Origin of the sequence: Phenylobacterium ferrooxidans, assembly GCF_042714595.1 — a bacterium.
Lineage (GTDB): Bacteria > Pseudomonadota > Alphaproteobacteria > Caulobacterales > Caulobacteraceae > Phenylobacterium > Phenylobacterium ferrooxidans.
Map to the genome: position 1 here is coordinate 22376 of NZ_JAOTJD010000042.1, position 24060 is coordinate 46435.

The 24060-nt window shown below is 68.0% G+C and carries 26 protein-coding genes; 19 read left to right on the plus strand and 7 right to left on the minus strand.

All coding sequences use genetic code 11. The features are described from left to right. Positions 1-175 precede the first annotated feature (175 nt). A complete protein-coding gene (locus OCL97_RS18335; protein ID WP_377371262.1) occupies positions 176-2032 on the plus strand; it encodes a hypothetical protein in 1857 nt (618 codons plus the stop codon). Positions 2033-2072: 40 nt separating this feature from the next. Here the strand turns inward: OCL97_RS18335 and OCL97_RS18340 are convergent, their stop codons facing one another. Next, on the minus strand, positions 2073-4415 hold the full coding sequence (locus OCL97_RS18340) for a UvrD-helicase domain-containing protein (RefSeq protein ID WP_377371263.1): 2343 nt from the start codon (positions 4413-4415) through the stop codon (positions 2073-2075). 120 nt (positions 4416-4535) lie between these two features. On the opposite strand from OCL97_RS18340, the gene OCL97_RS18345 reads away from it, so the two are divergent. From OCL97_RS18345 to OCL97_RS18355, 3 genes are read left to right on the plus strand one after another with little or no spacing between them, the layout of a single operon-like run. Next, positions 4536-4718: a hypothetical protein gene (locus OCL97_RS18345; RefSeq protein WP_377371264.1), complete on the plus strand. Its 183-nt coding sequence runs from the start codon at positions 4536-4538 to the stop codon at positions 4716-4718. A gap of 2 nt (positions 4719-4720) precedes the next feature. Further along, entirely contained in the window at positions 4721-4936 is a 216-nt protein-coding gene (locus OCL97_RS18350; protein ID WP_377371265.1) for a hypothetical protein, read from the plus strand. Between the two features lie 4 nt (positions 4937-4940). Further along, positions 4941-5168: a hypothetical protein gene (locus OCL97_RS18355; protein ID WP_377371266.1), complete on the plus strand. Its 228-nt coding sequence runs from the start codon at positions 4941-4943 to the stop codon at positions 5166-5168. On the opposite strand, the gene OCL97_RS18360 is transcribed toward OCL97_RS18355, so the two are convergent. Continuing rightward, entirely contained in the window at positions 5165-5374 is a 210-nt protein-coding gene (locus tag OCL97_RS18360) for a ribbon-helix-helix domain-containing protein (RefSeq protein WP_377371267.1), read from the minus strand. The genes OCL97_RS18355 and OCL97_RS18360 overlap by 4 nt on opposite strands. Positions 5375-5508: 134 nt before the next feature. On the opposite strand from OCL97_RS18360, the gene OCL97_RS18365 reads away from it, so the two are divergent. Together OCL97_RS18365 and OCL97_RS18370 are read left to right on the plus strand one after the other, a co-directional pair. Further along, on the plus strand, positions 5509-6279 hold the full coding sequence (locus tag OCL97_RS18365) for a Coq4 family protein (protein WP_377371268.1): 771 nt from the start codon (positions 5509-5511) through the stop codon (positions 6277-6279). A gap of 57 nt (positions 6280-6336) precedes the next feature. Beyond that, entirely contained in the window at positions 6337-7056 is a 720-nt protein-coding gene (locus OCL97_RS18370) for a Coq4 family protein (RefSeq protein ID WP_377371269.1), read from the plus strand. On the opposite strand, the gene OCL97_RS18375 is transcribed toward OCL97_RS18370, so the two are convergent. Continuing rightward, entirely contained in the window at positions 7053-7229 is a 177-nt protein-coding gene (locus OCL97_RS18375) for a DUF4169 family protein (protein ID WP_377371270.1), read from the minus strand. The two genes, OCL97_RS18370 and OCL97_RS18375, sit on opposite strands and share 4 nt — an antisense overlap. Next, positions 7226-8113 (minus strand): DUF6807 family protein, encoded by an 888-nt coding sequence (locus tag OCL97_RS18380; RefSeq protein ID WP_377371271.1) that lies wholly within the window; start codon positions 8111-8113, stop codon positions 7226-7228. The genes OCL97_RS18375 and OCL97_RS18380 overlap by 4 nt, the downstream gene beginning before the upstream one ends. Before the next feature lie 126 nt (positions 8114-8239). Between OCL97_RS18380 and OCL97_RS18385 the strand changes: the two genes are divergently transcribed. After that, positions 8240-8476: a DUF2171 domain-containing protein gene (locus OCL97_RS18385; RefSeq protein WP_304779217.1), complete on the plus strand. Its 237-nt coding sequence runs from the start codon at positions 8240-8242 to the stop codon at positions 8474-8476. Here the strand turns inward: OCL97_RS18385 and pyrE are convergent. Both pyrE and OCL97_RS18395 read right to left on the minus strand, forming a co-directional pair. Beyond that, a complete protein-coding gene (gene pyrE, locus OCL97_RS18390; protein WP_377371272.1) occupies positions 8473-8997 on the minus strand; it encodes an orotate phosphoribosyltransferase in 525 nt (174 codons plus the stop codon). The genes OCL97_RS18385 and pyrE overlap by 4 nt on opposite strands. 2 nt (positions 8998-8999) lie before the next feature. Beyond that, positions 9000-10202: a pyridoxal phosphate-dependent aminotransferase gene (locus OCL97_RS18395; RefSeq protein WP_377371273.1), complete on the minus strand. Its 1203-nt coding sequence runs from the start codon at positions 10200-10202 to the stop codon at positions 9000-9002. Between the two features lie 135 nt (positions 10203-10337). Between OCL97_RS18395 and OCL97_RS18400 the strand changes: the two genes are divergently transcribed. The 8 genes from OCL97_RS18400 (at position 10338) to modA (ending at position 17472) form a co-directional block, all read left to right on the plus strand. Continuing rightward, positions 10338-10751 (plus strand): hypothetical protein, encoded by a 414-nt coding sequence (locus tag OCL97_RS18400; protein WP_305761733.1) that lies wholly within the window; start codon positions 10338-10340, stop codon positions 10749-10751. 41 nt (positions 10752-10792) lie between these two features. Then, the gene (locus OCL97_RS18405) at positions 10793-11500 is read left to right on the plus strand and encodes a TVP38/TMEM64 family protein (RefSeq protein ID WP_377371274.1); all 708 of its coding nucleotides are present in this window, start codon (positions 10793-10795) and stop codon (positions 11498-11500) included. Further along, positions 11497-12117 (plus strand): glutathione S-transferase family protein, encoded by a 621-nt coding sequence (locus tag OCL97_RS18410; protein ID WP_377371275.1) that lies wholly within the window; start codon positions 11497-11499, stop codon positions 12115-12117. Before OCL97_RS18405 ends, OCL97_RS18410 begins: the two co-directional genes overlap by 4 nt. 213 nt (positions 12118-12330) lie before the next feature. Further along, positions 12331-13929 (plus strand): 2-isopropylmalate synthase, encoded by a 1599-nt coding sequence (locus tag OCL97_RS18415; RefSeq protein ID WP_305338624.1) that lies wholly within the window; start codon positions 12331-12333, stop codon positions 13927-13929. Positions 13930-14004: 75 nt separating this feature from the next. Then, positions 14005-14889: a DMT family transporter gene (locus OCL97_RS18420; RefSeq protein WP_377371276.1), complete on the plus strand. Its 885-nt coding sequence runs from the start codon at positions 14005-14007 to the stop codon at positions 14887-14889. A 49-nt stretch (positions 14890-14938) separates the two neighbouring features. Then, positions 14939-15757, plus strand: coding sequence for a phytanoyl-CoA dioxygenase family protein (locus tag OCL97_RS18425; RefSeq protein ID WP_377371277.1), 819 nt, complete (start codon positions 14939-14941; stop codon positions 15755-15757). A gap of 48 nt (positions 15758-15805) precedes the next feature. Continuing rightward, the gene (locus OCL97_RS18430; protein ID WP_377371278.1) at positions 15806-16654 is read left to right on the plus strand and encodes a hypothetical protein; all 849 of its coding nucleotides are present in this window, start codon (positions 15806-15808) and stop codon (positions 16652-16654) included. 41 nt (positions 16655-16695) lie between these two features. Beyond that, complete coding sequence (modA, locus tag OCL97_RS18435; RefSeq protein ID WP_377371279.1) at positions 16696-17472, plus strand: molybdate ABC transporter substrate-binding protein; 777 nt, start codon at positions 16696-16698, stop codon at positions 17470-17472. Here modA and OCL97_RS18440 read toward each other — a convergent pair whose 3' ends face one another. Further along, positions 17473-18996, minus strand: a complete 1524-nt coding sequence (locus OCL97_RS18440) for an ABC-F family ATP-binding cassette domain-containing protein (RefSeq protein ID WP_305703652.1) — start codon at positions 18994-18996, stop codon at positions 17473-17475. It abuts the gene before it with no gap. A gap of 377 nt (positions 18997-19373) precedes the next feature. On the opposite strand from OCL97_RS18440, the gene OCL97_RS18445 reads away from it, so the two are divergent. The 4 genes from OCL97_RS18445 to mrdA form a co-directional block, all read left to right on the plus strand. Continuing rightward, complete coding sequence (locus OCL97_RS18445; RefSeq protein ID WP_215341221.1) at positions 19374-20417, plus strand: rod shape-determining protein; 1044 nt, start codon at positions 19374-19376, stop codon at positions 20415-20417. Positions 20418-20476: 59 nt separating this feature from the next. Beyond that, positions 20477-21604 carry a rod shape-determining protein MreC gene (gene mreC / locus OCL97_RS18450; RefSeq protein ID WP_377371280.1) on the plus strand — a complete coding sequence of 376 codons (1128 nt, stop codon included), beginning with the start codon at positions 20477-20479 and terminating at the stop codon, positions 21602-21604. Next, positions 21601-22116 (plus strand): hypothetical protein, encoded by a 516-nt coding sequence (locus tag OCL97_RS18455; RefSeq protein ID WP_304780190.1) that lies wholly within the window; start codon positions 21601-21603, stop codon positions 22114-22116. Before mreC ends, OCL97_RS18455 begins: the two co-directional genes overlap by 4 nt. A 12-nt stretch (positions 22117-22128) precedes the next feature. Next, positions 22129-24060: penicillin-binding protein 2 (gene mrdA, locus OCL97_RS18460; RefSeq protein WP_377371281.1), on the plus strand; the 1932-nt coding region annotated here is incomplete at its 3' end.

Consider the following 24060-nt stretch of genomic DNA (forward strand, 5'->3'; position numbering starts at 1 on the left):
TTGCGAAGACCCAGGTCCGCAAGGCCACGCAGGGATGCAACTCTTTGCCGCACGACCCGGCAAACAGTTTAGCTTTCCCGGCGACTCAAAGGAGAGTCAAACAGCGTTGATCGGCGTCTTGGCGACGCCTTCCGTCGCTCCCCGGACCTGGCGAGAGCGACCTGGAGAAGACACCATGCGATCGCCCGCCGACATGGACATCGTCCAGATCGACATCAGCACCAAGTGCCATCTGAAGTGCTCCAACTGCACCCGGCTGATCCCGCACCAGACCCAGCGGGCGGACATGGAGCTGGAGACCTTCGAGCGCGCCGTGCAGAGCATGGAGGGCTGGAACGGCCCCAACAAGCTGATCGGCATCATCGCCGGCGAGCCGACCCTGCACGCCAATTTCGAGCAGATCTCGCTGCGCTTCGCCGAGCTGTGGGGCGGAGACAACACCAATAACGGCAAGTTCCCGATCAAGGACTTCAACGACTTCGCCAACGAGCGCCTGTTCGACCGTTCGAACGGCCGCGGCTTGTGGACCAGTCTCGGCGCGGGCTTCTACCGCAACTACGAGACCATCATGTCGGTCTACAGCCACTTCAACACCAACACCCACGAGTCCGCCGGCCAGCACCAGGCGCTGCTGATCACCCGGGCCGATTACATCGCCGCGACGGGGATTTCCGAGCTGCAGTGGGAGCAGAACCGCGACAACTGCTGGGTCCAGAAGCTCTGGTCGGCGACCATCAACGACAAGGGCGCCTATTTCTGCGAGGTCGCCGGGGCCATAGACCGGCTGTACTTCGGCGGGAAACACGCCTGGCCGGTCGAGCACGGCTGGTGGCAGCGCCAGCCGGGCGACTTCGGCGACCAGCTCGAGCTCTGCAACTACTGCGCGCTCGCCCAGCCCGGTCCGTCGCAGCTGGACATCCTGGAGCGCGACATCATCAGCCCGCAGCACCGCGACATCCTGCGCAAGCTGGGCAGCCCGGCGATCAAGAAGCACAACTACGAGATCTTCGATCGCGAACTGCACAAGCAGAAGCGAGAGGTCGAGAGCCGCGACAACTATGTCGGCAATGACGGGGCCGGCCGCCGGGTCGGCATCGGCCACAACTCCACCAAGCCCAAGAAGCTGTCCTGCGTGCTGGTTTCGGTCGGCTATGGCGAAGCCTTGGCCCAGACCCTGCCCCGCAACATCGACCAGTTCGACGACATGATCGTGGTCACCACCTCCACCGACCTGCGCACCCAGGAGGTGGCCGCCGAGCATGGCGCCACGGTGGTGATCTCCGACCGCTGTTTCGATGACGACCACGCCTTCAACAAGGGCAAGATGCTCAATGACGGCCTGGCGGTTCTGAAGGAGCCGGACTGGATCGTCTTCACCGACGCCGACATCGCCGTGAACCCGCAACTGCGCGACGTGATGTTCGGTCATTCCTGGAACCCCGGCTGCCTCTACTTCACCGCGCGGCGCGACAACGCCCCGGTGGAGGGCCAGTTCGACAAGGTGAACCTGGAGCCCAACGGCTACTTCCAGCTGTTCAATGCGCGGGCCAAGGCGATCCGCGACACCTGGCCGAAGATCGTCAGCGAGGACTTCTGCTCGGCCGGCAGCGTCGACACCTGGTTCTTCCAGCAGTGGCCTGTGGCCAACCTTATCGGCATCACCGACATCGAGGTGGACCACATCTCCTCGACCTCGCTGGGCCTGAACTGGAACGGCGTCGATCCGCAGCCGGGCAAATGGCGCCAGCTGGGCATCCTGACCACCAACGGCTTCTCGTCGTTCCTGGGCCTGGAGGCCATGCCGCCGGTGATTAAGCTGACCGACACCAAGTTCGGCCAGACCATCGTCATCGAGACCAAGGACCTGGAGAGCTACGCCCGGATCATCCCGACGGGCCTGGAGTTCCTCGGCAAGGACCTGGGCAAGAGCCACATCCACGTGGCCTTCAAGGACGGCGGGGAGCCCCCGGAAATCTCGACCCTGCCGCCGACCGTGGCGCCCGCGCCCGCGCCGGAGGCTGTGCCGGCCTAGTTCGGTTCCCTTATCCGCAAGGGGAGAAGGATTCGATCTGTCACCCCTTCTCCACGAAGCTGTCGATGACCTTCTTCTCGCCGGCCTTGTCGAAGGCGACGGTGAGCTTGTTACCGTCGACGCCCTTCACCTGGCCGTAGCCGAACTTCTGGTGGAAGACGCGGTCGCCGCGCTTGTAGTCGCTGGCCGCCGAGCTTTCGGCCACCAGGCGGCCCTCGCCCTCGATCACCTGTTGGCGGCCCGGATGGCTGCCCTGGTAGCCGCGCGACTGGGCGCGCTGCCAGCCGGGGGAGGAGTAGCCGGAGCCGAAGGCGGGGGTGGAGTCCCAGGTGCTGCCGTGCTGCTGCTGCATGCCCGGGCCGCCGCCGTAGTAGCCGGTCTCCGAGGACGCCTCGACATTGGCGAGAGGCAGTTCATCGACGAAGCGGCTGGGCAGCTGGCTGGTCCAGCGGCCATAGACCATGCGGTTGGCGACGAAGGAGATGCGCGCCTCCTCCCGCGCCCGGGTGATGCCGACATAGCCGAGGCGGCGTTCCTCCTCGAGGCCCTTCTCGCCGCTCTCGTCCATGCTGCGCTGGGAGGGGAAGACGCCTTCCTCCCAGCCGGGCAGGAAGACCAGGGGAAATTCCAGGCCCTTGGCGGCGTGCAGGGTCATGATCTGCACCGCGTCGGCCTGCGGCCCGCGATCCATGTCCATCACCAGGGAGACGTGCTCCAGATAGGCCTGGAGGGTGTCGAAATTGCCCATCGACTGGACGAGTTCCTTGAGGTTCTCCAGCCGGGTCTGGGCGGTGGGCGTCTTGTCCAGGCGCAAGGCGTCGGTATAGCCGCTCTCCTCCAGCACCTGCTCGGTCAGGCGGGCATGGTGCAGGGTCTCGGCCTGGGACCGCCAGCGGTCGAGGTCGCGCAGGAAGTTGGACAGCGCCGTGCGGGTGCGGGCCGCCAACTCGTCGGTGAGCACCACCTCGCGGGCCGCCGTCATCACCGGCACACCGTTCAGGCGGGCGATCTGCAGCAGCTTCTGGACCGTGGTGTCGCCGATCCCCCGCTTGGGGGTGTTGACGATGCGCTCGAAGGCCAGGTCGTCGTCCGGCGACTGGATCAGCCGCAGATAGGCATGGGCGTCGCGGATCTCGGCGCGCTCGAAGAATCGGGGCCCGCCCACCACCGTGTAGGGGATGGAGAGCAGCACGAAGCGCTCCTCGAAGGCGCGCATCTGGAAGGAGGCGCGGACCAGGATGGCCATGTCGCGGTACTTGCGCGGCTCCTTCTCGGCGCCGCCCTTCTTCGCGCGCTCGATCTCGTCGGCGATCAGCCGGCTCTCGGCCTCGCCGTCCCAGACCCCGCGCACGATGACCTTCTCGCCGCCGTTCTGCTCGGTCCACAGGGTCTTGCCCAGCCGGCCCTTGTTGGCGCTGATCAGGCCCGACGCCGCCGCCAGGATGTGGCTGGTGGAGCGGTAGTTGCGCTCCAGGCGCACCACGGTCGCGCCCGGGAAGTCGCGCTCGAAGCGCAGGATGTTGTCCACCTCGGCGCCACGCCACCCGTAGATCGACTGGTCGTCGTCGCCCACGCAGCAGACGTTCTGGCTGGCCTGGCCCAGCAGGCGCAGCCACAGGTACTGGGCGACGTTGGTGTCCTGGTACTCGTCCACCAGGATGTAGCGGAACCGGCGATGGAACTCGGCGAGCACCTCGGGCTGGCTCATGAAGATGGTCAGGTTGTGCAGCAGCAGGTCGCCGAAGTCGCAGGCGTTCAGCACCCGCATGCGTTCCTGGTACAGGCGGTAGAGGGCCTGGCCCTTGCCGTTCGCGAACTCCTTGCCCTCGTTGGCCGGCAGGCGGTCCGGGGTCCAGCCGCGGTTCTTCCAGTGGTCGATCAGCCCGGCGAGGGTCTTGGGTGTCCAGCGCTTGGCGTCGACGTTCTCGGCTTCCAGCACCTGCTTGATCAGGCGCTCCTGGTCGTCGGTGTCCAGGATCGTGAAGTTCGACTTCAGCCCCACCAGCTCGGCGTGGCGGCGCAGCACCTGGGCGGCCACCGAGTGGAAGGTGCCCAGCCAGCGCAGGCCCTCGGCCTGGGGGCCGATGATGGCGGTGATCCGCTCGCGCATCTCGCGCGCCGCCTTGTTGGTGAAGGTCACCACCAGCAGTTCCCACGGCTTGGCCTTACCGGTGGCCAGGATGTGGGCCAGGCGCGTGGTCAGCACCCGGGTCTTGCCGGTGCCGGCGCCGGCCAGCACCAGGACCGGGCCCTCGGTGGCCTCGACGGCGGCCCGCTGCTCGGGGTTCAGCCCCTCCAGATAGTCGGGGCCATGCACCCGCGCGAGATCGCTGATCCGCGGGGCGGGGAGGGGGGAGTCTTCAAACGAGTCATAGGACGACATTGGAACATATGTAGCACATCGGACCGCCGACTTAAGGGGCCGCGCGCCGTGATCTGCGCCCCAAGGAACCGTGACCACTGGGGTTCGTTGTCTTCCCGACTTTAAACCTGGGAGGCTAAATTGGCTGAGAACTCTGGAAACGGCGGGACGCCCGTCCTGGCCTTCATCGTGGGCGGCCTGCTGGTGGTCGTCGCGGTCATCGGCTTCATGATGTATTCGGGCGGTGGCTTCGGCCAGTCCAAGAGCGTGGACATCAATATCAAGGCGCCCGACATCTCGGCCCCCGCAGCACCGGGCGGCTGAACGTGGCGCAAGGCTCCAACGGGACCGGGCCCTGGCTGGCCTTTCTGGTGGGCGGGCTGATCGTGGCGGTCGCCGTGATCAGCTACTTCGCCTATGCGGGTCGACAGGCCGGGGCGGACCTTGGCCAGAACGTCGACGTCAACCTGACCCTGCCCAAACCGCCACCGATGCCAGACGCGCCAAGGCTCCCCGACGCGCCGATCCCGGTTCCGAAGTGACGCCATGACCGACGATGCGAAAACTCCGCCTCCGGCCGACCACCCGGGCGATCCGATACCCCGCGGGACCAGCCGCAACATCCCGCCGCTGGTCTGGGTGATCCTCGCCCTGCTGGTGGCGGTGACCGCCTGGGCCGCCATCGGGTATGACAAGACCAATGTCACGCCTCAGGGTGAGCCCGTCCCCGCGGTCGAGAACGCCGAAGGTGTGGCGACCGGCAAGGCCCCCTAGCGGCGCGCGAAACCCAGGGCGGCGACCCGGCAGGCCGAGGCCAACGGGCGCTCGCCCCGCGTCTCGTCGAGGCGTGCGATCAGACCGGCCAGGCTCACCGCCTGGTCCTGGGCCATCTCCTCCAGCACCGCCCAGAACTCGGGCTCCAGCGCCATCGAGGTGGCGTGGCCGGCGAGCAGGATCGAGCGTTTACGCAATCTGGGCATTTGCACCCTTAGTCTCAGGTGTCGCGGCGGGGATGCAACATCTTCGAACCAGAGCGCGCTGTCGAAAATCGGGCTTGCCAAAAAATGACGCCGGCGTCACCTTTAATCCGAACATGGTTCGCAAGGTCCCTCCCATGACCACCGCCGTCGTTGACGTTCGCTATTCCACCCAGCCGATGCCCAAGCCCGCCCTGCAGTGGCGCGTGGCGCTCAAGGCCCTGGGTCGCCTTCTGAACGACAAGGAGGCCACCGACCAGGTGTTCGAGATCATGCGGGCCTTGAACGGCACCGCGACCCGCGACGGCTATCTCAAGCTGCTGACCACGCCGCAGGGCGGGCGCATCGCCTATGAGCGTCCCGAACTCGCCGACAAGCTGATGGACGACGCCTGGCTCGACAGCTTCGCGCCCGGCACCGTGGGCGCGGCCTATCGCGACTTCGTGCGCACCGAGCAACTCTCCGCCGAAGGCCTCGCCGAGATCAGCCGCGAGGGCGCGCAGGGCGGCATCGACCTGCAGCACCCCTACGCCTGGATGGGCCGCCGCACCCGTGACGTGCACGACATCTGGCATATCCTGTCGGGCTATCACCGCGACGGCCTGGGGGAGGCCTGCCTGGTGGCGTTCTCCTACGCCCAGACCGGCGGCCTGGGCTGGGCCCTGATCGGTGTCGGCGCGGCGATCCGTTCGCGCAAGGGCGACCAGCCCTACGCCAAGGCGATCTGGCAAGGCTATACGCGGGGCAAGGCGGCTGCCTGGCTGCTGGGCGAGGACTATGAGCGCCTGCTCAACGAACCGCTCGAGGCCGCCCGCAAGCGCCTCAACATCACGTCAGCGACGCGATACATCGCTATTCCGCCGGAGGCTCGCGACTGGAGCTCGGAACAGCTGGCGATGGCCGCCTAGCTCTTGCTCTAACGCCTCGGTCTGGCGCATCCTTCGTGAAAACAAGGGATGGACGCCATGGAAGAGCCCAAGCGCGGACTTGGCGAGGCGATCGCGGCCTTGGGCCGCCTGCGCGCCACCGGCGACACCAAGCATGTGTTCGAGATCACCCGGGCCCTGAGTTCGCGCAAGCCGCCGGCCGGCTATGCCCGCCTGCTGACCACGCCCCAGGGGGGGCGCATGGCCTATGAGCGGGTGGAGCTGTGCGAGCGGTTCGGCGATGACGCCTGGCTGCGGAGTTTCGCGCCCGGCACGGTGGGCGCGGCCTACCGGGACTTCATCGCCCGCAACAACATCTCAGCCGCGGGCCTGGCCGACGCCAGCCAGCGGGCCGCTGTGGGCCAGCCTCAGTACGAGCATCCTCACGCCTGGTACGGCCGCCGCAACCGGGACATCCACGATGTCTGGCATGTGCTGACCGGCTATGGGACCGACGGGCTGGGGGAGGGGTGCGTGGTGGCCTTCTCCTATGCGCAGACCGGCAGCCTGGGCCTGGCCTTCATCGCCCTGCACGTGGCTCGGACGGGCAAGCAGACCCGGCCCGACCTGCCGTTCTTCGCCGCCGTCTGGCGCGCCTACCTGGCCGGACGCCGCGCGGCCTGGCTGCCGGGGGAGGACTATGAGCGGCTGTTCGCCGAGCCCCTGGAGAGCGCCCGTGAGCGGCTGGGGATCAGCCCGCCCGACACATACCGCCAGATCCTGCGCGCCTTCGCGCCCCAGATGGCGGCCGCGGCCTAATCCTCGCGCTTGGCGCCATCCAACAGGCGCACGACCTTCGCGGCCTCAGCCTTCTCGAGGGCCTTCTCGCCCCTGGTGCGCCCGAACTTGGCCCGATTGGCCACCGCCTGCGACTTGGCCTCCTGCTTGGCGCGGGCCTTCTTCGCCTTGTTGAAATTGACGATGTCGTTCATCGCGCCGCCGACTCCCGGGGCTGGATGACCACCGTCGATTCCAGGTGCAGGGGCCGCTCGATGGGGATGGCGTAGGGGGCGCGGCCGGGGAAGACGCAGTTCTGCATGGAGAGCTCGCGGCGCAGGATCCAGCGGGTGATCGGCTGGCCCTGGGCCTTGCAGGCCAGGCCGACGGCCCAGGCCGGGTAGGCGTTGGCGACGGGCCAGGCGAAGCCCATGGCGGGGCCGGCCGCCACGGCCTCGACCGCCGGCGTCACCGCTTCGCCGCGGGAGGCGAAGCTCAGGCGGTCGGGTTGGACCAGCCGCATGGAGAAGCCGCCATAGCCCTTCACATCGTCGCTGCCGCCGAGGCTCAGGCCCGGCGCGCGGGCGGTGATGGTGGTGTCGAACTCGATCCTCTGGCCCGCCGAGGTCGCCGGGCGGACCGTCACCTTGGTGATCTCGCGGGCGACATAGACCAGCTCGGGTTTGGAAGTGACGATCCAGTCGACGTCGACCGTGAGGACGCCCGACCCGTCCGGCTGGCCCTGGAACTTCGTGCCGCGCACGAAGAAGGTCAGGCTCTTCATGAACCAGCCGTCGGCCACCACCTCGTCGCCGAGCCGCACCTGGTGCCAGCTCCAGAACAGGCCGCGCTGGTGCAGGTGGTCGGCGGGTCGATCCTCGGTGAGCACTGCGCCGTCGGGGGCGTAGAGCGGGTGGACGTAGTTGAGGCGGCCAGGCTCGGCCGGGTCATTGGTCCTGGTCCGATAGACCAGCACGGTGCGGCCATTGTCGGTGAGGGTGACGCTGTCGGGCGCTAGCTTGGCGTCGATGGCCGCCTGCGCGGCGACAGGCGCGGACAGGACCAACAGGGCGGCGAGGGCGGAGGCGAACTTGCTCATGAATGCAGCCTAGCTTCTGACAAGACGTCGCGCATCCAGCCGCGGATGAAACTTTGGAAAGCCGGCGTCATGAAACCCCGCCGCGCTCTCAGGGGTTTGTCCCTGACCCAATCCCAGGAGACGCGCATGATCCAGACCTCAGACATCCTCGAACATATGGAAGTCGTCGGCTCGGACGGCGGTCACGTTGGCCGTGTGGACCATGTGCTCGGCACCGACATCGAGCTGGCCAAGATGGATTTCGGGTCGGGGATGAAGCATCACCTGATCCCGCTGACCTGGGTCGAACAGATCATCGACCAGAAGGTGCAGCTCAACATGACCAAGGACGCCGCCAAGGCCGCCTGGCGCGAGAGGCCCTAGCCTTCGAGGTCTGCCTTGCGGAAGGCCGGGTGCAGCGGAACGGCGACTCCCTCGATGCGGGGCTCACCGTCGCCACGCCAGAGGGTGCAGACCACGGCGGTGAGCACCGCCCCCGCGTCGGCCAGATGCGCCGCGGCGTCTCGAACCGCGCCGCCCGTGGAAATCACATCCTCGATCATCACCACCCGGCGCCCTTTGACATCCGAACCCTCGACGGCGAGGCAGGTCCCGTAGGACTTGGCCTGCTTGCGCACGAAGGCGGTGGGGATGCCGCTGATGAGCGACATGGCCGTGGCGATGGGCACGCCGCCCAGTTCCACGCCGGCCAGAATTTCGGTTTCGGCCGGCAGCAGCGGGATCATCGCCTCGGCCACCCGTCTCAGCAGGGCGGGGTCGGCCTCGAAGCGGTACTTGTCGAAATACTCGGTGGCCACCGCGCCCGACCGCAGGACGAAGGATCCCTGCAGCCGGGCGACGGCGTCGATATCGGTCGCGAGCGCGCGCCTGGCGTCCGCGTCCATGCCTATTTCAGCGAGCCGCAGAAGCGCTGGATCCGTCCGCAGGCGTCCTCCAGCACGCTGTTGGCCGTGGCGTAGCTGATGCGGAAGTAGGGCGAGAGGCCGAAGGCAGCGCCAAACACCACCGAGACGCCCTCCTGCTCCAGCAGTTCGACGGCGAAGTCGGCGTCGCTGGCGATGACCTTGCCGCTGGGCGCCGTCTTGCCGATCAGCTTCTCCACCGACGGGTAGACGTAGAAGGCGCCTTCCGGGGTCGGGCAGTGCAGGCCGGCGGCCTGGTTCAGCATGGAGACCACCAGGTCGCGGCGCTGTTCGAACAGCTTGGCGTTGGGCTTGATGAAGTCCTGGGTGCCATTCAGCGCCTCGACCGCCGCCCATTGCGAGATGGACGAGGGGTTGGATGTCGTCTGGCTCATCACCTTGGCCATGGACTTGATCAGCGCCTCGGGACCAGCTGCGTAGCCGATCCGCCAGCCGGTCATGGCGTAGGCCTTGGAGACCCCGTTCATGGTCAGCGTGCGGTCGTACAGCCCGGGCTCCACCTGGGCGATGGTCCAGAACTGGAAGTCGCCGAACACCAGGTGTTCGTACATGTCGTCGGTCAAGATCCAGACGTGCGGATGGCGCAGCAGCACGTCGGCGATCGCCCGCAACTCGGCCTTGGTGTAGGCCGCGCCCGAGGGGTTGGACGGCGAGTTCAGGAACACCCACTTGGTCTTCGGCGTGATGGCCGCTTCCAGGTCAGCGGGCTGCAGCTTGAAGCCGGTGGCGTCTGAGGTGGCCACGGCCTTCGGCGTGCCGCCGGCCAGCAGCACGATATCCCAGTAGCTGACCCAGTACGGGGTCGGGATGATCACCTCGTCCCCGGGGTTCAGGGTCGAGATCATGGCGTTCCAGATCACCGGCTTGCCGCCCGGCGAGACGTTCACCTGAGAGGTCTTGTAGGTCAGGCCGTTCTCGCGCTGGAACTTGCCGACGATGGCTTCCTTCAGCTCCACGATGCCGTCGACATTGGTGTACTTGGTCTTGCCATCGCGGATCGCCTTGATGGCGGCTTCCTTGATGTTGTCGGGCGTGTCGAAGTCGGGCTCACCCGCGGCCAGGGAGATCACATTCCGGCCCTGGGCTTTGAGTTCGCGGGCTTTCGCGTCCGCCGCCAGGGTGGCGGAGGGACTAACGCGGGACAGCGCGGCGGATTCAAGCGACATGGCGGGGAAACTCCCGGTCGAAGGGTTTAAGAAGAACGGGCCGGGGTGTAGCCGAAGGGGGCGCCCAGGCAAAGCCGCGAACCGCGCGGAACAGCCATTCTTCCGCCCGTTTGCCCAAAGGTCACAGGAGCCGTCATGAAACCCGCCCTGATCGCTATCCTCTCGGTGCTATCGGTCGCCGCCTGTCAGCGAAAGGCCGAGGGGCCTCCGCCCCCACCGCCAATCGGCGCGCCGCCGCCCGCGCCGCCCCAGCCGGCCCCGACTCAGGCGTCCTTCATCGGCCGCTGGGCCGCCACGGCCGACCTCTGCGCGACGGGCGCGTGGGTGTTCGACGCCGACCGGGTCTCGACGGCCGGCGAGGTGGGCTGCCGGTTCGGCTCGGTCTCGCCGACCCCCACGGGCTACTTGATCAATGCGAGCTGCACGGCGGAGGGACCGCCGCAGCCCAAGACCTTCACGCTCACCATGCTCGGCGGGACCCCGCCCTCGATGATCGTGGCGGGCGGCCCTTGGTCCGCGCCGGTGACCCTGCACCTCTGCGCAGGCTGAACCCGGCTTGACCGTCGCGCGGCGATGGGCGACGGCAGGCCATGCGTCGCCTTTTCCGCTTCGTGACCGAAATGGACGCCCAGGCGTGGCGAACGCTGGCGGTGTCCTTCGTGCTGTTTGGCGGGGTGGGGATCGTCTTCCTGTTCGGCGCCCAGGTGCTGGGCTTCAACGGCGAGGCCACGGTCGAGCAGTGGCTGGGAACCGCAACCGGACCCTGGGCCCTGCCGGCTGCGGTGGCGGCCTTCGCCCTCCTGGCCTTCATCGGCGTGCCGCAGTTCATGCTGATCGCCGCCGCCGTGGTGGCGTTCGGCCCCTGGACCGGGTTCGCCTACAGCTGGATCGGCACCATGGTGTCCTCGCTGGTGGGCTTCTATCTGGGTCGCTTCGCCGGGGCCCGCGCCCTGCAGACCATTTCCGGCGAGAGCATGCAGCGGTTCATGGGGCTGGTGGGCCGCAACGGATTTCTGGCGAGCCTGATCGTGCGGCTGGTGCCCTCGGCGCCCTTCATCGTCGTCAACATGGCCGCGGGCGTCACGCCGATGCGCGTCATCCAGTTCGCCGCCGGGACGGCCATCGGCATCATCCCGAAAATCGCGCTCACCGCCTTCGCCGGCAACTCCATCGTCCAGGCCATGAAGGGCGGGAGCACCAGGCACATCGTCTGGCTGGTGGCTGTCGCCGCCCTCTGGATCGCCATCGGCTGGTTTGCACGCCGCTGGCTGAAGTCGCGGGAGACTGACAAGCCATGATCAAGCTCTATTCCTTCCCCGGCACCATCAGCCTTGCGGTCCACATCGCCCTGGAAGAGGCCGGCGCTGACTACGAGCTGGTGAAGGTCGACTTCCTGAAAGACGAGCAACGCTCGGCCGAGTACCTCGCCATCAACCCCAAGAGCCGGGTGCCAGCCCTGGTGACCGAGCGGGGGGTGCTGACCGAGGCGCCCGCCCTGATGACCTATGTCGCCCAGGCCTATCCGGAGGCGAACCTCGCGCCGCTGAACGACCCCTTCGCCCTGGCCCAGGTCCAGGCCTTCAACACCTATCTCTGCAGCGCCGTCCATGTCGCGGCGGCCCACCGCCATCGCGGCTATCGCTGGGCCGACGACCCGGTCGCTCTGGCCGACATGCGCCGCAAGGCGCCCCTTGCGGTGGCCGAGCATTTCACGCTGATCGAGACGGAATATCTCGCCGGACCCTGGGTGATGGGAGCCGACTACACGATCTGCGATCCCTATCTCTTCACGCTCACCGGCTGGCTGCCGCGCGATGGGATCGACATGGCGCAGTTTCCGAAGGTCTCCGAGCACTTCGCGCGGATGGGCGAGCGGCCCGCCGTGAGGAGAGTTCTTGCGCAACTGGCCGCCTGAGGGCCGTCAGACGCAAGACTCTTGCGGTGAAGCCGCAGATTCTATAGATCGTGTCCGCATGCACTCGCACCTGCACAGCCAGCTTCTTCTTACGCTGGGGCTTAGCCGCCCCTGGGCGCCCCTGTAGCTGCGCATCTTCGCGGCCGGGCGCTTAGGGGATGACCCCGACGCTCGAGCCTTCTAAAACACCCCCGCGAAGAATGAAGTGATCCCATGACCGTATCTCCCGCCGACCAGGCCCCGTCCGCCAATGACACCGTTCGCAAGGAAAGCGACCGGGTCATCGTCTTCGACACCACCATGCGCGACGGCGAGCAGTCGCCCGGCGCGTCCATGTCGCTGGACGAGAAGCTGGAACTGGCCAAGATCCTTGAAGAGATGAGGGTCGATGTCATCGAGGCCGGCTTCCCCATCGCCTCCAACGGCGACTTCGAGGCGGTCCGCAGAATCTCCGAGATCGTCACCGAGAGCACCGTCTGCGGCCTGGCCCGGGCCGGCGTGGCGGATATCGAGCGCGCCGCCGAGGCGATCCGCCCGGCCAAGCGCGGCCGCATCCACACCTTCCTGTCCACCAGCCCCAGCCACCGTGACCACATCCTGCGCGCCAGCCAGGAAGACATCCTGGAAATGATCACCAAGTCGGTGACCCACGCCCGCAACCTGTGCGGCGATGTGGAATGGTCGGCCCAGGACGCCACCCGCACCGAGCAGGACTTCCTGCGCCGCTGCGTCGACGCCGCCATCAAGGCCGGCGCCGGCACCGTGAACCTGCCCGACACGGTGGGCTATTCGTATCCCAGCGAGTACGCCGACATCTTCCGCGACATCCTGGAGAACGTGGACGGCGCCGATCGCATCATCCTGTCCACCCACTGCCACAACGACCTGGGCCTGGCCGTCGCCAACAGCCTGGCCGGGGTGCAGGGCGGGGCGCGCCAGGTCGAGGTGGCGATGAACGGCATCGGCGAGCGCGCCGGCAACGCAGCCCTGGAAGAGGTCGTCATGGCCCTGAAGGTGCGCGGCGACCAGCTGCCCTACTTCACCAATATCGAGACCCAGCACATCACGCGGGCCAGCCGCTACACCTCGGCCATCACCGGGTTCCCGGTGCAGTTCAACAAGGCGATCGTCGGCAAGAACGCCTTCGCCCACGAGAGCGGCATCCACCAGGACGGGATGCTGAAGGATCGCGGCACCTACGAGATCATGAGCCCTGAGACCGTCGGCCAGGGCGCTTCGAACCTGGTGATGGGCAAGCATGCCGGCCGGGCGGGCTTCCGCGAGAAGCTGAAGGAACTGGGCTACGAGCTGGGCCAGAACGCCCTGAACGAAGCCTTCCAGCGCTTCAAGGATCTGGCTGACAAGAAGAAGCACGTCTTCGACGACGACATCATCGCCCTGGTGGACGATGCCCTGGCCAGCGGCGCCGACCGCATCCAGGTCAAGCACCTGCGCGTCGTAGCCGGCACCGAGGGCCCGCAGCAGGCCGAGCTGACCGTCACGGTCGATGGCGTCGAGAAGTCGGGCGCCGCCACCGGCGACGGGCCGGTGGACGCGGTGTTCAACGCCATCCACCAGGTCGTCCCGCACACCGCCATCCTGCGCCTGTTCCAGGTGCACGCGGTGACCGAAGGCACCGACGCCCAGGCCCAGGTCTCGGTGCGTCTGGAGGAGGACGGTCGGATCGCCACCGGCCAGGCCGCCGACACCGACACCCTGACCGCCTCGGCCAAGGCCTATGTCAACGCGCTGAACAACCTTCTGGTCCGCAAGGAAAAGAGCGCGCCGGACGCCATCGCCAGCGGGTTCTGACCGCCCCCCGTTTCTCGGGACAATCTGCGAATTTCCCGCCCCCGTCCGCGACGGGGGTGAGCGGGGGTCTGCGACATGCTCTGGATATTGCTGACGGCGGCGGCCGCGCCGCTGCAGGTGGCGCGCAACGCGTTGCAGCGCGGACTGGTTGCGGACGCCGGGCCCTGGGGCGCGACTCTCGTGCGCTTCCTGTTTGGCCTGCCGTTCTCGCTGCTGATCTTCGCCGTGGCAGCCTTCCTGACCCCAGACGCGGACCCGCGTCTGTCGGCGCGCTTCGTCATCGCCGTGACCGCCGGCGCCATCGCCCAGGTGTGCGCCACCGCGGCCCTGCTGATGGCCATGCGTCACTCCGGGTTCGCGGTGGCGACCTTCATGCAGCAGGCGTCGCTGCCGATCGCCGCCATCATGGGCTTTGTTCTGTTCGGCGACCAAATGAGCGCGGTTCAGTGGGCCGGGCTGGCGGCCACAACCGTCGGCCTGCTGGTCCTGTCCTGGCCGCGTGGCGCTGACGCGGTCACCGGCGCCCTGAGCGGCTCGCTGTTTGGCCTGGCGTCGGGCGTCGCCTTCGCCGTGGCGCTGAACGGCTACCGCCAGGCCGGTATGGCGCTGGACCCCGACCATCCGATCTATTCGGCGACGGCGGCCCTTTGCGTCGCCCAGACCCTGCAGTCCATCGTGCTCAGCGCCATCCTGGCCGTCACCCGGCCTCAGGCGCTGCGGTCGGTGCTGGGGTCGTGGAAGCAGTCGCTGGGGGCGGGGTTCTTCGGCACCGCGGCCTCGGCCTGCTGGTTCTCGGCCCTGGCCCTGGCTCCAGCCGGCCAGGTGCGCGCCATAGGCGTGATCGAGGGGCCGATCGCGGCGGCGGCGGGACGCCGGCTGTTCAAGGAGAAGCTGACCCTCGTCCAGATCGCCGGAGGCACGGCGACGGCCATCGGTGTGGTGATGACAGCCCTGGGGTAAGCCGCGCTATGCTGGGCCATCCGCCGACAGAGCGGGGAGGGAACACGCCATGATCTTCGACCTCGACGCCCATACAGAGGCCCTGCACCGCGACGGCTACACGGTGATCGAGGACTTCTGTGACGCAGACACCCTGGCGTCCATCCGCCGGGGTCTGGCGCCGCACATGGAACAGCACCGGGGCCGCAACGACTTCGAGGGTTTCGCCACCGAGCGGGTCTACACCCTGGTGGCGCGGGGCAAGGTGTTCGAGCAGGTGACCGAGGACGCGCGGGTGCTGGCCCTGCTGGACCGCTTCCTGCAGCCGGGCTACCTGCTCTCGGCCAGCCAGGCGATCTGCATCTATCCGGGGGAGACGGCGCAGGCGGTGCATACCGATGACGGCTTCTACCGCCTGAAACGGCCACGCCCGCCGGCCTCGATGAGCCTGATCGCGGCGGTGGACGCCTTCACCACCGAGAACGGCTGCACCGAGGTGATCCCCGGCAGCCACCTGTGGAGCGACGAGGAGGTGGCGGCGCTGAAGCCGTCGGATCTGCCGGGCCTGTTGAAGCCAATGGTCATGCCGGCCGGCGCCGCCATCGTCTTCCAGGCCACCCTTCTGCACCGGGGCGGGGCCAACCGCAGCAAGGCGCCGCGCCAGGCCTTCACCAACCAGTATTGCGAGCCCTGGGGCCGGACCCAGGAGAACTTCTTCCTCGGCGTGCCGCAGGAGCTTGTGAAGACCATGTCGCCGCGCCTGCAGCGCCTGCTGGGCTACGACATCTGGCCGCCCTTCATGGGCCACGTGACGGCGTCGCATCCGTTGAAGACCCTGGAGGACGGCTATGTCGCTCCGGTGCTGGTGGATCGGGTCGTCGAGAGCTAACCTAGCGTCAAGCGCCGCCGAAGAGCGGCCCACTTCCGGGAGCGAAACATGAGCCAGGCCGCCGAGTCCGTTGAAATCTCCGGCGAATTCCGCCGCCCGCGAAACCTCGCCCAGGAGATCAAGGGCTCGATCCACGACGACGCCACCGCCTCCAAGCTGGGGTTCCGGGGCGGGACGGTGGCCGGGTCGGTCCACATGGATCAGTTCGTACCGGCGCTCTTGGAACTCTATGGGCCGGACTGGTTCCGCAGGGGGACCCTGTCCCTGACCTTCAAGCACGCCACCGTCGACAACGAGGCGGTGCGGGTGTTCGCTCAGCCTGGCGAGGCGCGCGCACGGCTCTGGATGGAGAACGAGGCCGGCGACATCGTGGGCGAGGGGACCGGCTCCTGCGGCGGGCCCGACCTGCAGAGCGAGGTCCGCCAGCGGCTCGAGGGCCAGGGGATCGTGGGCGCCGAGACCCTGCGGATCCTCGGCAAGCTCAAGCTGGCGCCCATGGGGGAGGACGTCATTGTCTCGGCCTCCGCCACCAAGCGCCTCGACACCATCACAGAGCCCCTCCCCGCCTATGAGGGCAAGGACGAGCGGTTCGCGGGCAGCGTCCTGCCGCCTTCGGCCTGCGTGCAGCTGTTCTGCAGCGTCCAGCGCCAGCGCCTCGACCTGGACGGCCCTGCGGTGGGGCTCTACGGCGCCATCGAGATCGAATATATCGACGGCCCGCTGCTGGCCGACACCGAGTACAGCTCCCACGCCCGGATCCTGGCGCTCAGCGAAAGCCCGAAGACTGAGAACCTCTGGTGGGAGGTGGTGCTGAGCGATCCCCGGAGCGGCCGTGAAGTCGCCCGGATGCTGCAGTATCTGCGGTTCCTGAAGGGCTCGTCCAAGCTATATGGCTGAGGGGCGAGCGGGGCGCGTCGAGAGTTGATTCAAGGATTTTCGTGAAGCCTACCCGCCGGATCGCCATCATCACCGCCGGGGCCTGGATGCTTGCCTGCCCCTCTGCGCTCGCCGCCGACAGGCCGGTGACCGTGTTCGCCGCGGCCTCGCTGAAGAACGCCCTGGACGAGGTGGGGGTCGCCTATGCCGCCAGGACCGGAGGGGCGGCGCGGTTCTCCTATGCCGGCTCCCCGGCCATCGCCCGCCAGATCGAGCAGGGCGCGCCCGCCGACATCTGTATCTCCGCCGACAGCGACTGGATGGACTACCTGGCCGGCAAGGCCCTGATCGTCCCTTCCAGCCGGCGAAACCTGCTGACCAACCGCCTGGCCCTCATTGCACCGGCGGACGCCAAGGTGAGCCTGAAGGTCACCCGGGGCATGCCGTTGGCCAAGGCCCTGGGGGGCGGCCGGCTCGCCGTCGCCGGACCGGATGTCCCCGCGGGCAGGTACGCCAAGGCCTCCCTGACGAGCCTGGGTGTCTGGAATAGCGTCTCGGGCAAGCTTGCCCAGGCCGAGAACGTCCGCGCCGCCCTGCAGTTCGTGGCGCGCGGCGAGAGCCCCTATGGGATCGTCTACGACACCGACGCCAAGGCCGAGCCCCGGGTGAAGATCGTCGGCCTGTTCCCCGAGGCCAGCCATCCGCGCATCGTCTATCCGGCCGCCCTGGTGGCTGGCGGACGTAACCCGCGGGCGGCCGCGTTCCTGAAGTTCCTCAGCGGGCCCGAGGCTCGGGCGGTGTTCAGGAAGCACGGGTTCGTCGTGCTGGCGCGTCGCTGACTACTGCGCCTCGAAGAACGCGTCCGGCCCCTCGACCTCGATCAGCTTGCCACGCCGGATCTCGACGAACCGGGTGGCCGCCGCCCGGGTGAAGTAGCGGTCGTGGGAGACGAACAGGCAGGCGACGTCGGAGGCCTCAAGCTGGGCCTCCAGCGCCTCCTGGCCCTCGATGTCCAGGTGGTTGGTGGGTTCGTCCAGCAGGTAGAGGTTGGGCTTGGCCAGCTGCATCTTCAGGAAGGTCAGGCGCGCCCGCTCCCCGTGGCTGAGGTCGGCGATCGGCCCCTTGATGCGGTGATAGGGAAAGCCCGCCTTGGCCAGCAGGGCGTTGGCGTCCTTGGTCGTCGCCCCATCGGCGGCGGTCAGGTAGTCCAGCAGGCTGGTCCTCAGGGGCAGCTCGGCCATCTTCTGATCGAAATAGACCAGGCGGGCCTGCGGGTTGAACCGCACCGGCGCCTGGCCGTCATAGTGTTCCTGGTCCGGGTCGTACGCGCGGGCGAGCGCATTGAGCAGCATCGACTTGCCGGCCCCGTTGACACCGAGGATGGCGATGCGGTCGCCGGCGGCCACGTTCAGCCGCTCGATGGTGAACAGCTTGCGGCTGCCGTCGGGCACGGTGACCGTGTGGCCCTGGACCCGCAGGGCGACCTTGGCGTCGATCTCGCCGTCATGCAGCTCCAGCCGGCGCTCGCGAGCGACATAGCTCTCGGTGCGCTCGGTCTCGATGCGGTCGATGCGCTTTTCGGTGGCCTTGGCGCGCTTGTGGAAGGCGTCGTTCTTCACGCCCCAGACCCGGTAGCGGGCCGCGACCTTCTCCAGCCGCTCAATTTCCTTCCCCTCCAGTTGCCGGCGGACGGCGTCGGCGGCGTCGCGGTGCAGGAGCTGTTCGCGGGCGCGGCTGAAGGGCACGCTGAAGGAATGGGCCCCATCCGAGCGCAGGAAGATGGTCCGCGTGGTGGTCCGCTCCAGGAACTCCCGGTCGTGGCTGACGATCAGCATGGGCAGACGGTCGTCGTCGGCCAGCCAGCTCTCCAGGGTGTTGATGTTGGAGAGGTCCAGGTGGTTGGTCGGTTCGTCGAGGATCAGCAGGTCGGGTTCGGCCAGCTTGGCCGCCGCGGCGATCAGCATCAGCCGTTGCCAGCCGCCGCTGAGGGAGCCGAAGGCCTGCTGCGCGGTCTCGTAACTGACCCCGATCTCGTCCAGCAGGACATCGACCTTCCAGTCCTCGCTGCCGTCGGCGAGGGGCAGGGCGCTTTCCAGCACCTCGCGCACGGTCTTTTCGGAAAGGCCCGGCGGCACGTCCTGAGGCACGTAGCCAATCTTCAGGCCGCGGGACTTGATGATCTGGCCCTCGTCCAGCTCCAACTCACCCAGCAGGCATTTGAGCAGCGTCGACTTGCCCGCGCCGTTCTCCCCCACCAGGGCGGTCCGCGCCGCATCAAGCTGCAGGCTCACCCCCTCGAAGACCTTGCTGGCCCCGTAAAGGAACCGCGCCTTCTCGACCCCGAGGACCGCCTGACCGGACATGTGAGCGCCCTCCGGCCGCAAGCTTCAGTGGACGAGGGTTCTAGTCCCCGCGCGCCCGCGAAGCTGTCACTCCGAAGCGACACAGGCCAGCCATCTTGAACGCTCACTCAGCCCGTCAGCGCCGGGCGCCCGATCGGTGTTCGCCCCGCCATCATCCATTGGGCGGCTTCACCAGAACGTGTGCGGGTGGCGCGGTGACGCGGTTTAGCTGCGGCTGTCATTAAGCCTTGAAATCAACCCATTGGCAGGGCACACGCATGGGGTCCTGCAAGCGGAGGCTGAAGCGCTGGGCGGCTTGATTCGTCAGGTCGCTTGAGTGAAGCGTCTCAAGTCTTCGCAGACCCGCAGTCACCGTCTCCCACCCTCCAGGGCTCTGCATGATCTCGTCCCTCTTCGGCGCCATCTCCAACGATATCGCCATCGACCTCGGCACCGCCAACACCCTCATCTACATGAAGGGCAAGGGCATCGTGCTGAACGAGCCCTCGGTGGTGGCGTTGCGCAATGTCGGCGGCCGCAAGATCGTCCATGCCGTGGGCATAGAGGCCAAGCAGATGCTGGGCCGCACGCCCGGCCACATGGAGGCCATCCGCCCCATGCGCGACGGGGTCATCGCCGACTTCGAAGTCGCCGAGGAGATGATCAAGTACTTCATTCGGAAGGTTCACAACCGCAAGGGCTTCGTGAACCCCAAGGTCATCGTCTGCGTGCCGTCCGGCGCCACCGCGGTGGAACGCCGCGCCATCAATGACAGCTGCCTCAACGCCGGCGGACGCCGCGTGGGCCTGATCGACGAACCCATGGCCGCGGCCATCGGCGCCGGCCTGCCGATCCATGAGCCGACCGGCTCCATGGTCGTCGACATCGGCGGGGGCACCACCGAGGTGGCCGTGCTGTCCCTGTCGGGCATCGTCTATTCGCGTTCGGTCCGCGTCGGCGGCGACAAGATGGACGAGGCGATCATCAGCTACATGCGCCGCAACCATAACCTGCTGATCGGCGAGACCACCGCCGAGCGCATCAAGAAGGAGATCGGCACCGCCCGGGCTCCGGCCGACGGCGAGGGCCTGTCCATCGAGGTCAAGGGCCGCGACCTGATGCAGGGCGTGCCGCGCGAAGTGCGCATCAGCGAGAAGCAGGCGTCGGACTCCCTGGCCGAGCCGGTGGGTCAGATCGTCGAGGCGGTGAAGATGGCCCTCGAAGCCACACCGCCGGAACTGGCTTCCGACATCGCCGACAAGGGCATCATGCTGACCGGCGGCGGCGCCCTGCTGCGCGGCCTGGACGCCGAGATTCGCGATCACACCGGCCTGCCGGTGACGGTGGCCGACGACCCGCTGTCCTGCGTGGCGCTGGGCTGCGGCAAGGTGCTCGAACATCCCAAGTGGATGAAGGGCGTGCTCGAATCGACGCTGGCGTAATACTTGCAAATCGGCGTGGGGAAACGGGGCGTCCCGTCACCCTGAGGACGGGCGGCTAGGTGGCTTTTCGAGAAAGTCCGTTTGGCGAACTGAAGGTGCCGTTGGCCTGGACAGCCGCGGTGGCCCTGATCGTGGCCGTCGTCGTCGCCGTCGCCCTGCTGATGTCCGACCGCCGCGAGACCTTCCAGTCCGAAGCCTATGGCGTGACCCGCCAGGTGGGGGACGCGGTCGCCGCGCCCGTCAGCGGCGCGCTCGCGGCGCCCGGCCGCTGGACGGGCCTGGGCATGGAGAACATCCGCGACTACCTGTTCGCGGTCTCCGAGAACCGCAAGCTCAAGGCCGAGCTCAAGGAAGCCCGCCAGTGGCGCGATGTGGCCATTGCGCTGCGCGACACCAATGATCGCTACAAGTCGCTGCTCGGCCTCAAGACCGAGCCTCCGATCCCGATGGTCGCCGCCCGGACGGTGAGCGACAGCCGGGGCCCCTTCGCCAACACTCGCCTGGCGAACGCCGGCGTCGAGAAGAACATTCAACCGGGCAATCCGGTGATGAGCGAGAGCGGGCTCGTCGGCCGGATCATCGGGGTGACCCGGGGCGCCAGCCGCATCCTGCTGCTCACCGATATCGCCTCGCGCACCCCGGTGATGATCGACCGCACCAATGCGCGCGCCATCCTGACCGGTGACGGCGGCCCCAATCCGAAGCTGGAGTACCTGCGCGGCAAGGAACCGGTGAAGCAGGGCGACCGGGTGCTGACCTCCGGCGACGGCGGCGTGCTGCCGCGCGGCCTGCCGGTGGGGGTGGCCGTCAAGGGGCTGGACGGTCGCTGGCGGGTGATCCTGGCCTCAGACGCCGCGCCCATCGACTTCGTCCGGATCCTGCTCTTCCAGGACTTCTCGCAGCTTGAGAAGGCCCAGAAGGAGGAGCTGGACAAGATGCCGCCGCCGCCGCCCTCCGGACCTGTCGAAGGGGTTGGCGCGCCTACCACGCCTGGCGCGCTCCCGGCCAAACCGCCGACCACATTCACGGCCACCACGGTCACGCCACCGAAGCCCGCCCCGGCCAGGCCGACGACGCCGAAACCCGCGCCGCCAAAACCGAAGCCCGCGGTCAAGCCGGCCCCGCCGCCGCCGGCCGCCGTGACGCCGGCCCCCACGGCGAGCGCGCCGGCGGAGGTGCCATTTTGAGCCTCTCGGCCGCCCGTCCTCTGGATCCGTGGCGCTGGCTTGGCTTTCCCATGCTGCAATGCCTGGGCTGGACCCTACTGTTCGGCATCCCCCTGCGGGTCTTCGGCCTGCAGCTGCCTGAGCCGGTGTTCTGCATGGTCCCGGCCTTCGCCTGGGCGGTGATCCGGCCCTCGATCATGGCGCCCTTCGGCGTCCTGCTGATGGGGCTGATCCTCGACATCTTCTGGGGGTCGCCGGTGGGACTTTGGGCGCTGTCGCTGCTGACCGCCTATGGCGTCGTCCTGCTCTCCCGCAACTGGATGGTGGGCCAGAGCCGGCCGATGATGTGGGCCTGGTTCGCCGCCGCCTGCGCCATCGCCAGCCTGGCTGGGTTCCTGTTCACCCGGCTGGACGCCCGGGCTTCGCCCAGCCTGATCGCGGTGGCCTGGCAATTCCTCGCCACAATACTGCTCTATCCCTTCGCCCACAGGCTCATCGACAGGTTCGAAGACGCCGATGTGCGGTTCCGTTAGGACATCGGGCGCATGAGCGAGCCCTCTATCTTCTTTACCGAGGTCAATGAGCGGCAGGGGGTCTTCCACCGCCGAGCCTTCCTCATGGGCGGCCTGTCGGGCCTGGGCCTGCTGGCGCTCACCGGCCGCCTGGCCCACCTCCAGCTCGTGGAGGCGCAGCGCTATGAGAAGATGTCGGCCTCCAACCAGTTCAACTTCCGGCTGGTGCCGCCGCCGCGGGGGCTGATCGTCGACCGCAACGGGGTGGTCCTGGCCTCGAACCGCCCGAACTTCCGCCTGCTGGTGGCCAAGGACGGCAAGATGGATCCCGAGGGCACGGTGAAAACCCTCGCCCACTTCGTGCCCCTGGACGCCGAGCGCCAGGCCCGCCTGACCAAGGACCTGATCCGCGCCCCGAAGCGCTCGCCGGTGTCGGTGATGGAAGACATGAGCTGGGAGCAGTTCTCGGCCATCAATGTGCGCGCCCCCGAATTGCCCGGCGTCACCGCCGACATGGGCGAGGTCCGGGTCTATCCGCACGGCGGGGCCTTCGCCCACGTGATCGGCTACGTCGCCAAGGTGAACCGCGAAGATATCCAGCCCACGGGCCCGAATTCCGAAGCCATCATGCTGCACCCCGGCTTCCGGATCGGACGCCAGGGGGTGGAGAAGGCCTTCGACCTGCGCCTGCGCGGCCGGCCCGGCGCCCAGAAGGTCGAGGTCGACGCCAACGGCCGTGAGGTTCGCCAGGACTCCGAAGGCGATATCCCCGCCACCCCCGGCGCCGAGATCCAGCTCTCCCTCGACGCCGACATCCAGACCCGGGCGCTGGAGGTGATGGGCGACGAGAGCGGGGCGGTGGTCATGCTCGATTGCCGGACCGGCGACGTGCTCTGCATGGCCTCGGCGCCCAGCTTTGACGCCAACCGCTTCGTGCGCGGCATGACCCGGCCCGAATACCAGGCCCTGGCCAACTACGAGCGCAAGCCCCTGCTGGACAAGGCGATGTCGGGCCTCTATCCGCCCGGTTCGACCTTCAAGCCGACGGTGGCCCTGGCCGCCCTCGAAGCCGGCATCAATCCGGAAGCACGCATCCACTGCTCGGGGGGCTGGTACTTCGGCGGTCGGACCTGGCGGTGCTGGAAGCATGGGGGGCACGGCTCCCAGAACATGCACGACGCCATCAAGAACTCCTGCGACGTCTACTTCTACCAGACGGCCCTGCGGATCGGGCCTGATCCCATCGCGCGCGCGGCCCACGCCCTCGGCTTCGGCCAGACCTTCGACCTGGGAATTCCGGGACAGAAGAAGGGGATCGTGGGCTCCAAGGAGTGGAAGCGGAAGGCGGTGAAGCGTGAACCTGTGTGGCAGCCCGGCGACTCCGTCAGCTACGGCATTGGCCAGGGCTATGTGAACGTCAACGCCCTGCAACTGGCGGTGATGACCGCGCGCCTGGCCAACGGTCGCAAGGCCCTGAACCCGCGCCTGGTCCGCTCGATCGGCGGCAAGGAGTTGCCCAGCGGCGCCGCGGTGCCCGACCTGCCCTTCCAGCAGGCGCATATCGACTATGTGCGCGGCGCGATGATCGCCGTGGCCAACGACGTCACCGGCACCGCCTATCGCCAGAGCCAGCTTGGCCTGGGGGACGTGATGATGGCCGGCAAGACCGGCACCGCCCAGGTGCGCAGTTATGACGGCGTGGCCGACCGCAACTCCGCCAGCGTCCAGTGGAAGCTGAAGGACCACAACCTGTTCGTCGCCTTCGCCCCCTATGACGCGCCGCGCTATGCGCTGTCGGTCATCGTCGAGCATGGCGGCCTGGGCGGGGCCACGGCCGGCGCACCGCGCGCCCGCGAGGTGATGCGCGTCGCCCTGCTGAAGGACCCCGAGATCCGCGCCCGGATCGAGAAACCCCTGCCCATGCCCGAGCTCACCCCCGATGGACTTGCCGAGGGCGCCGCGCCA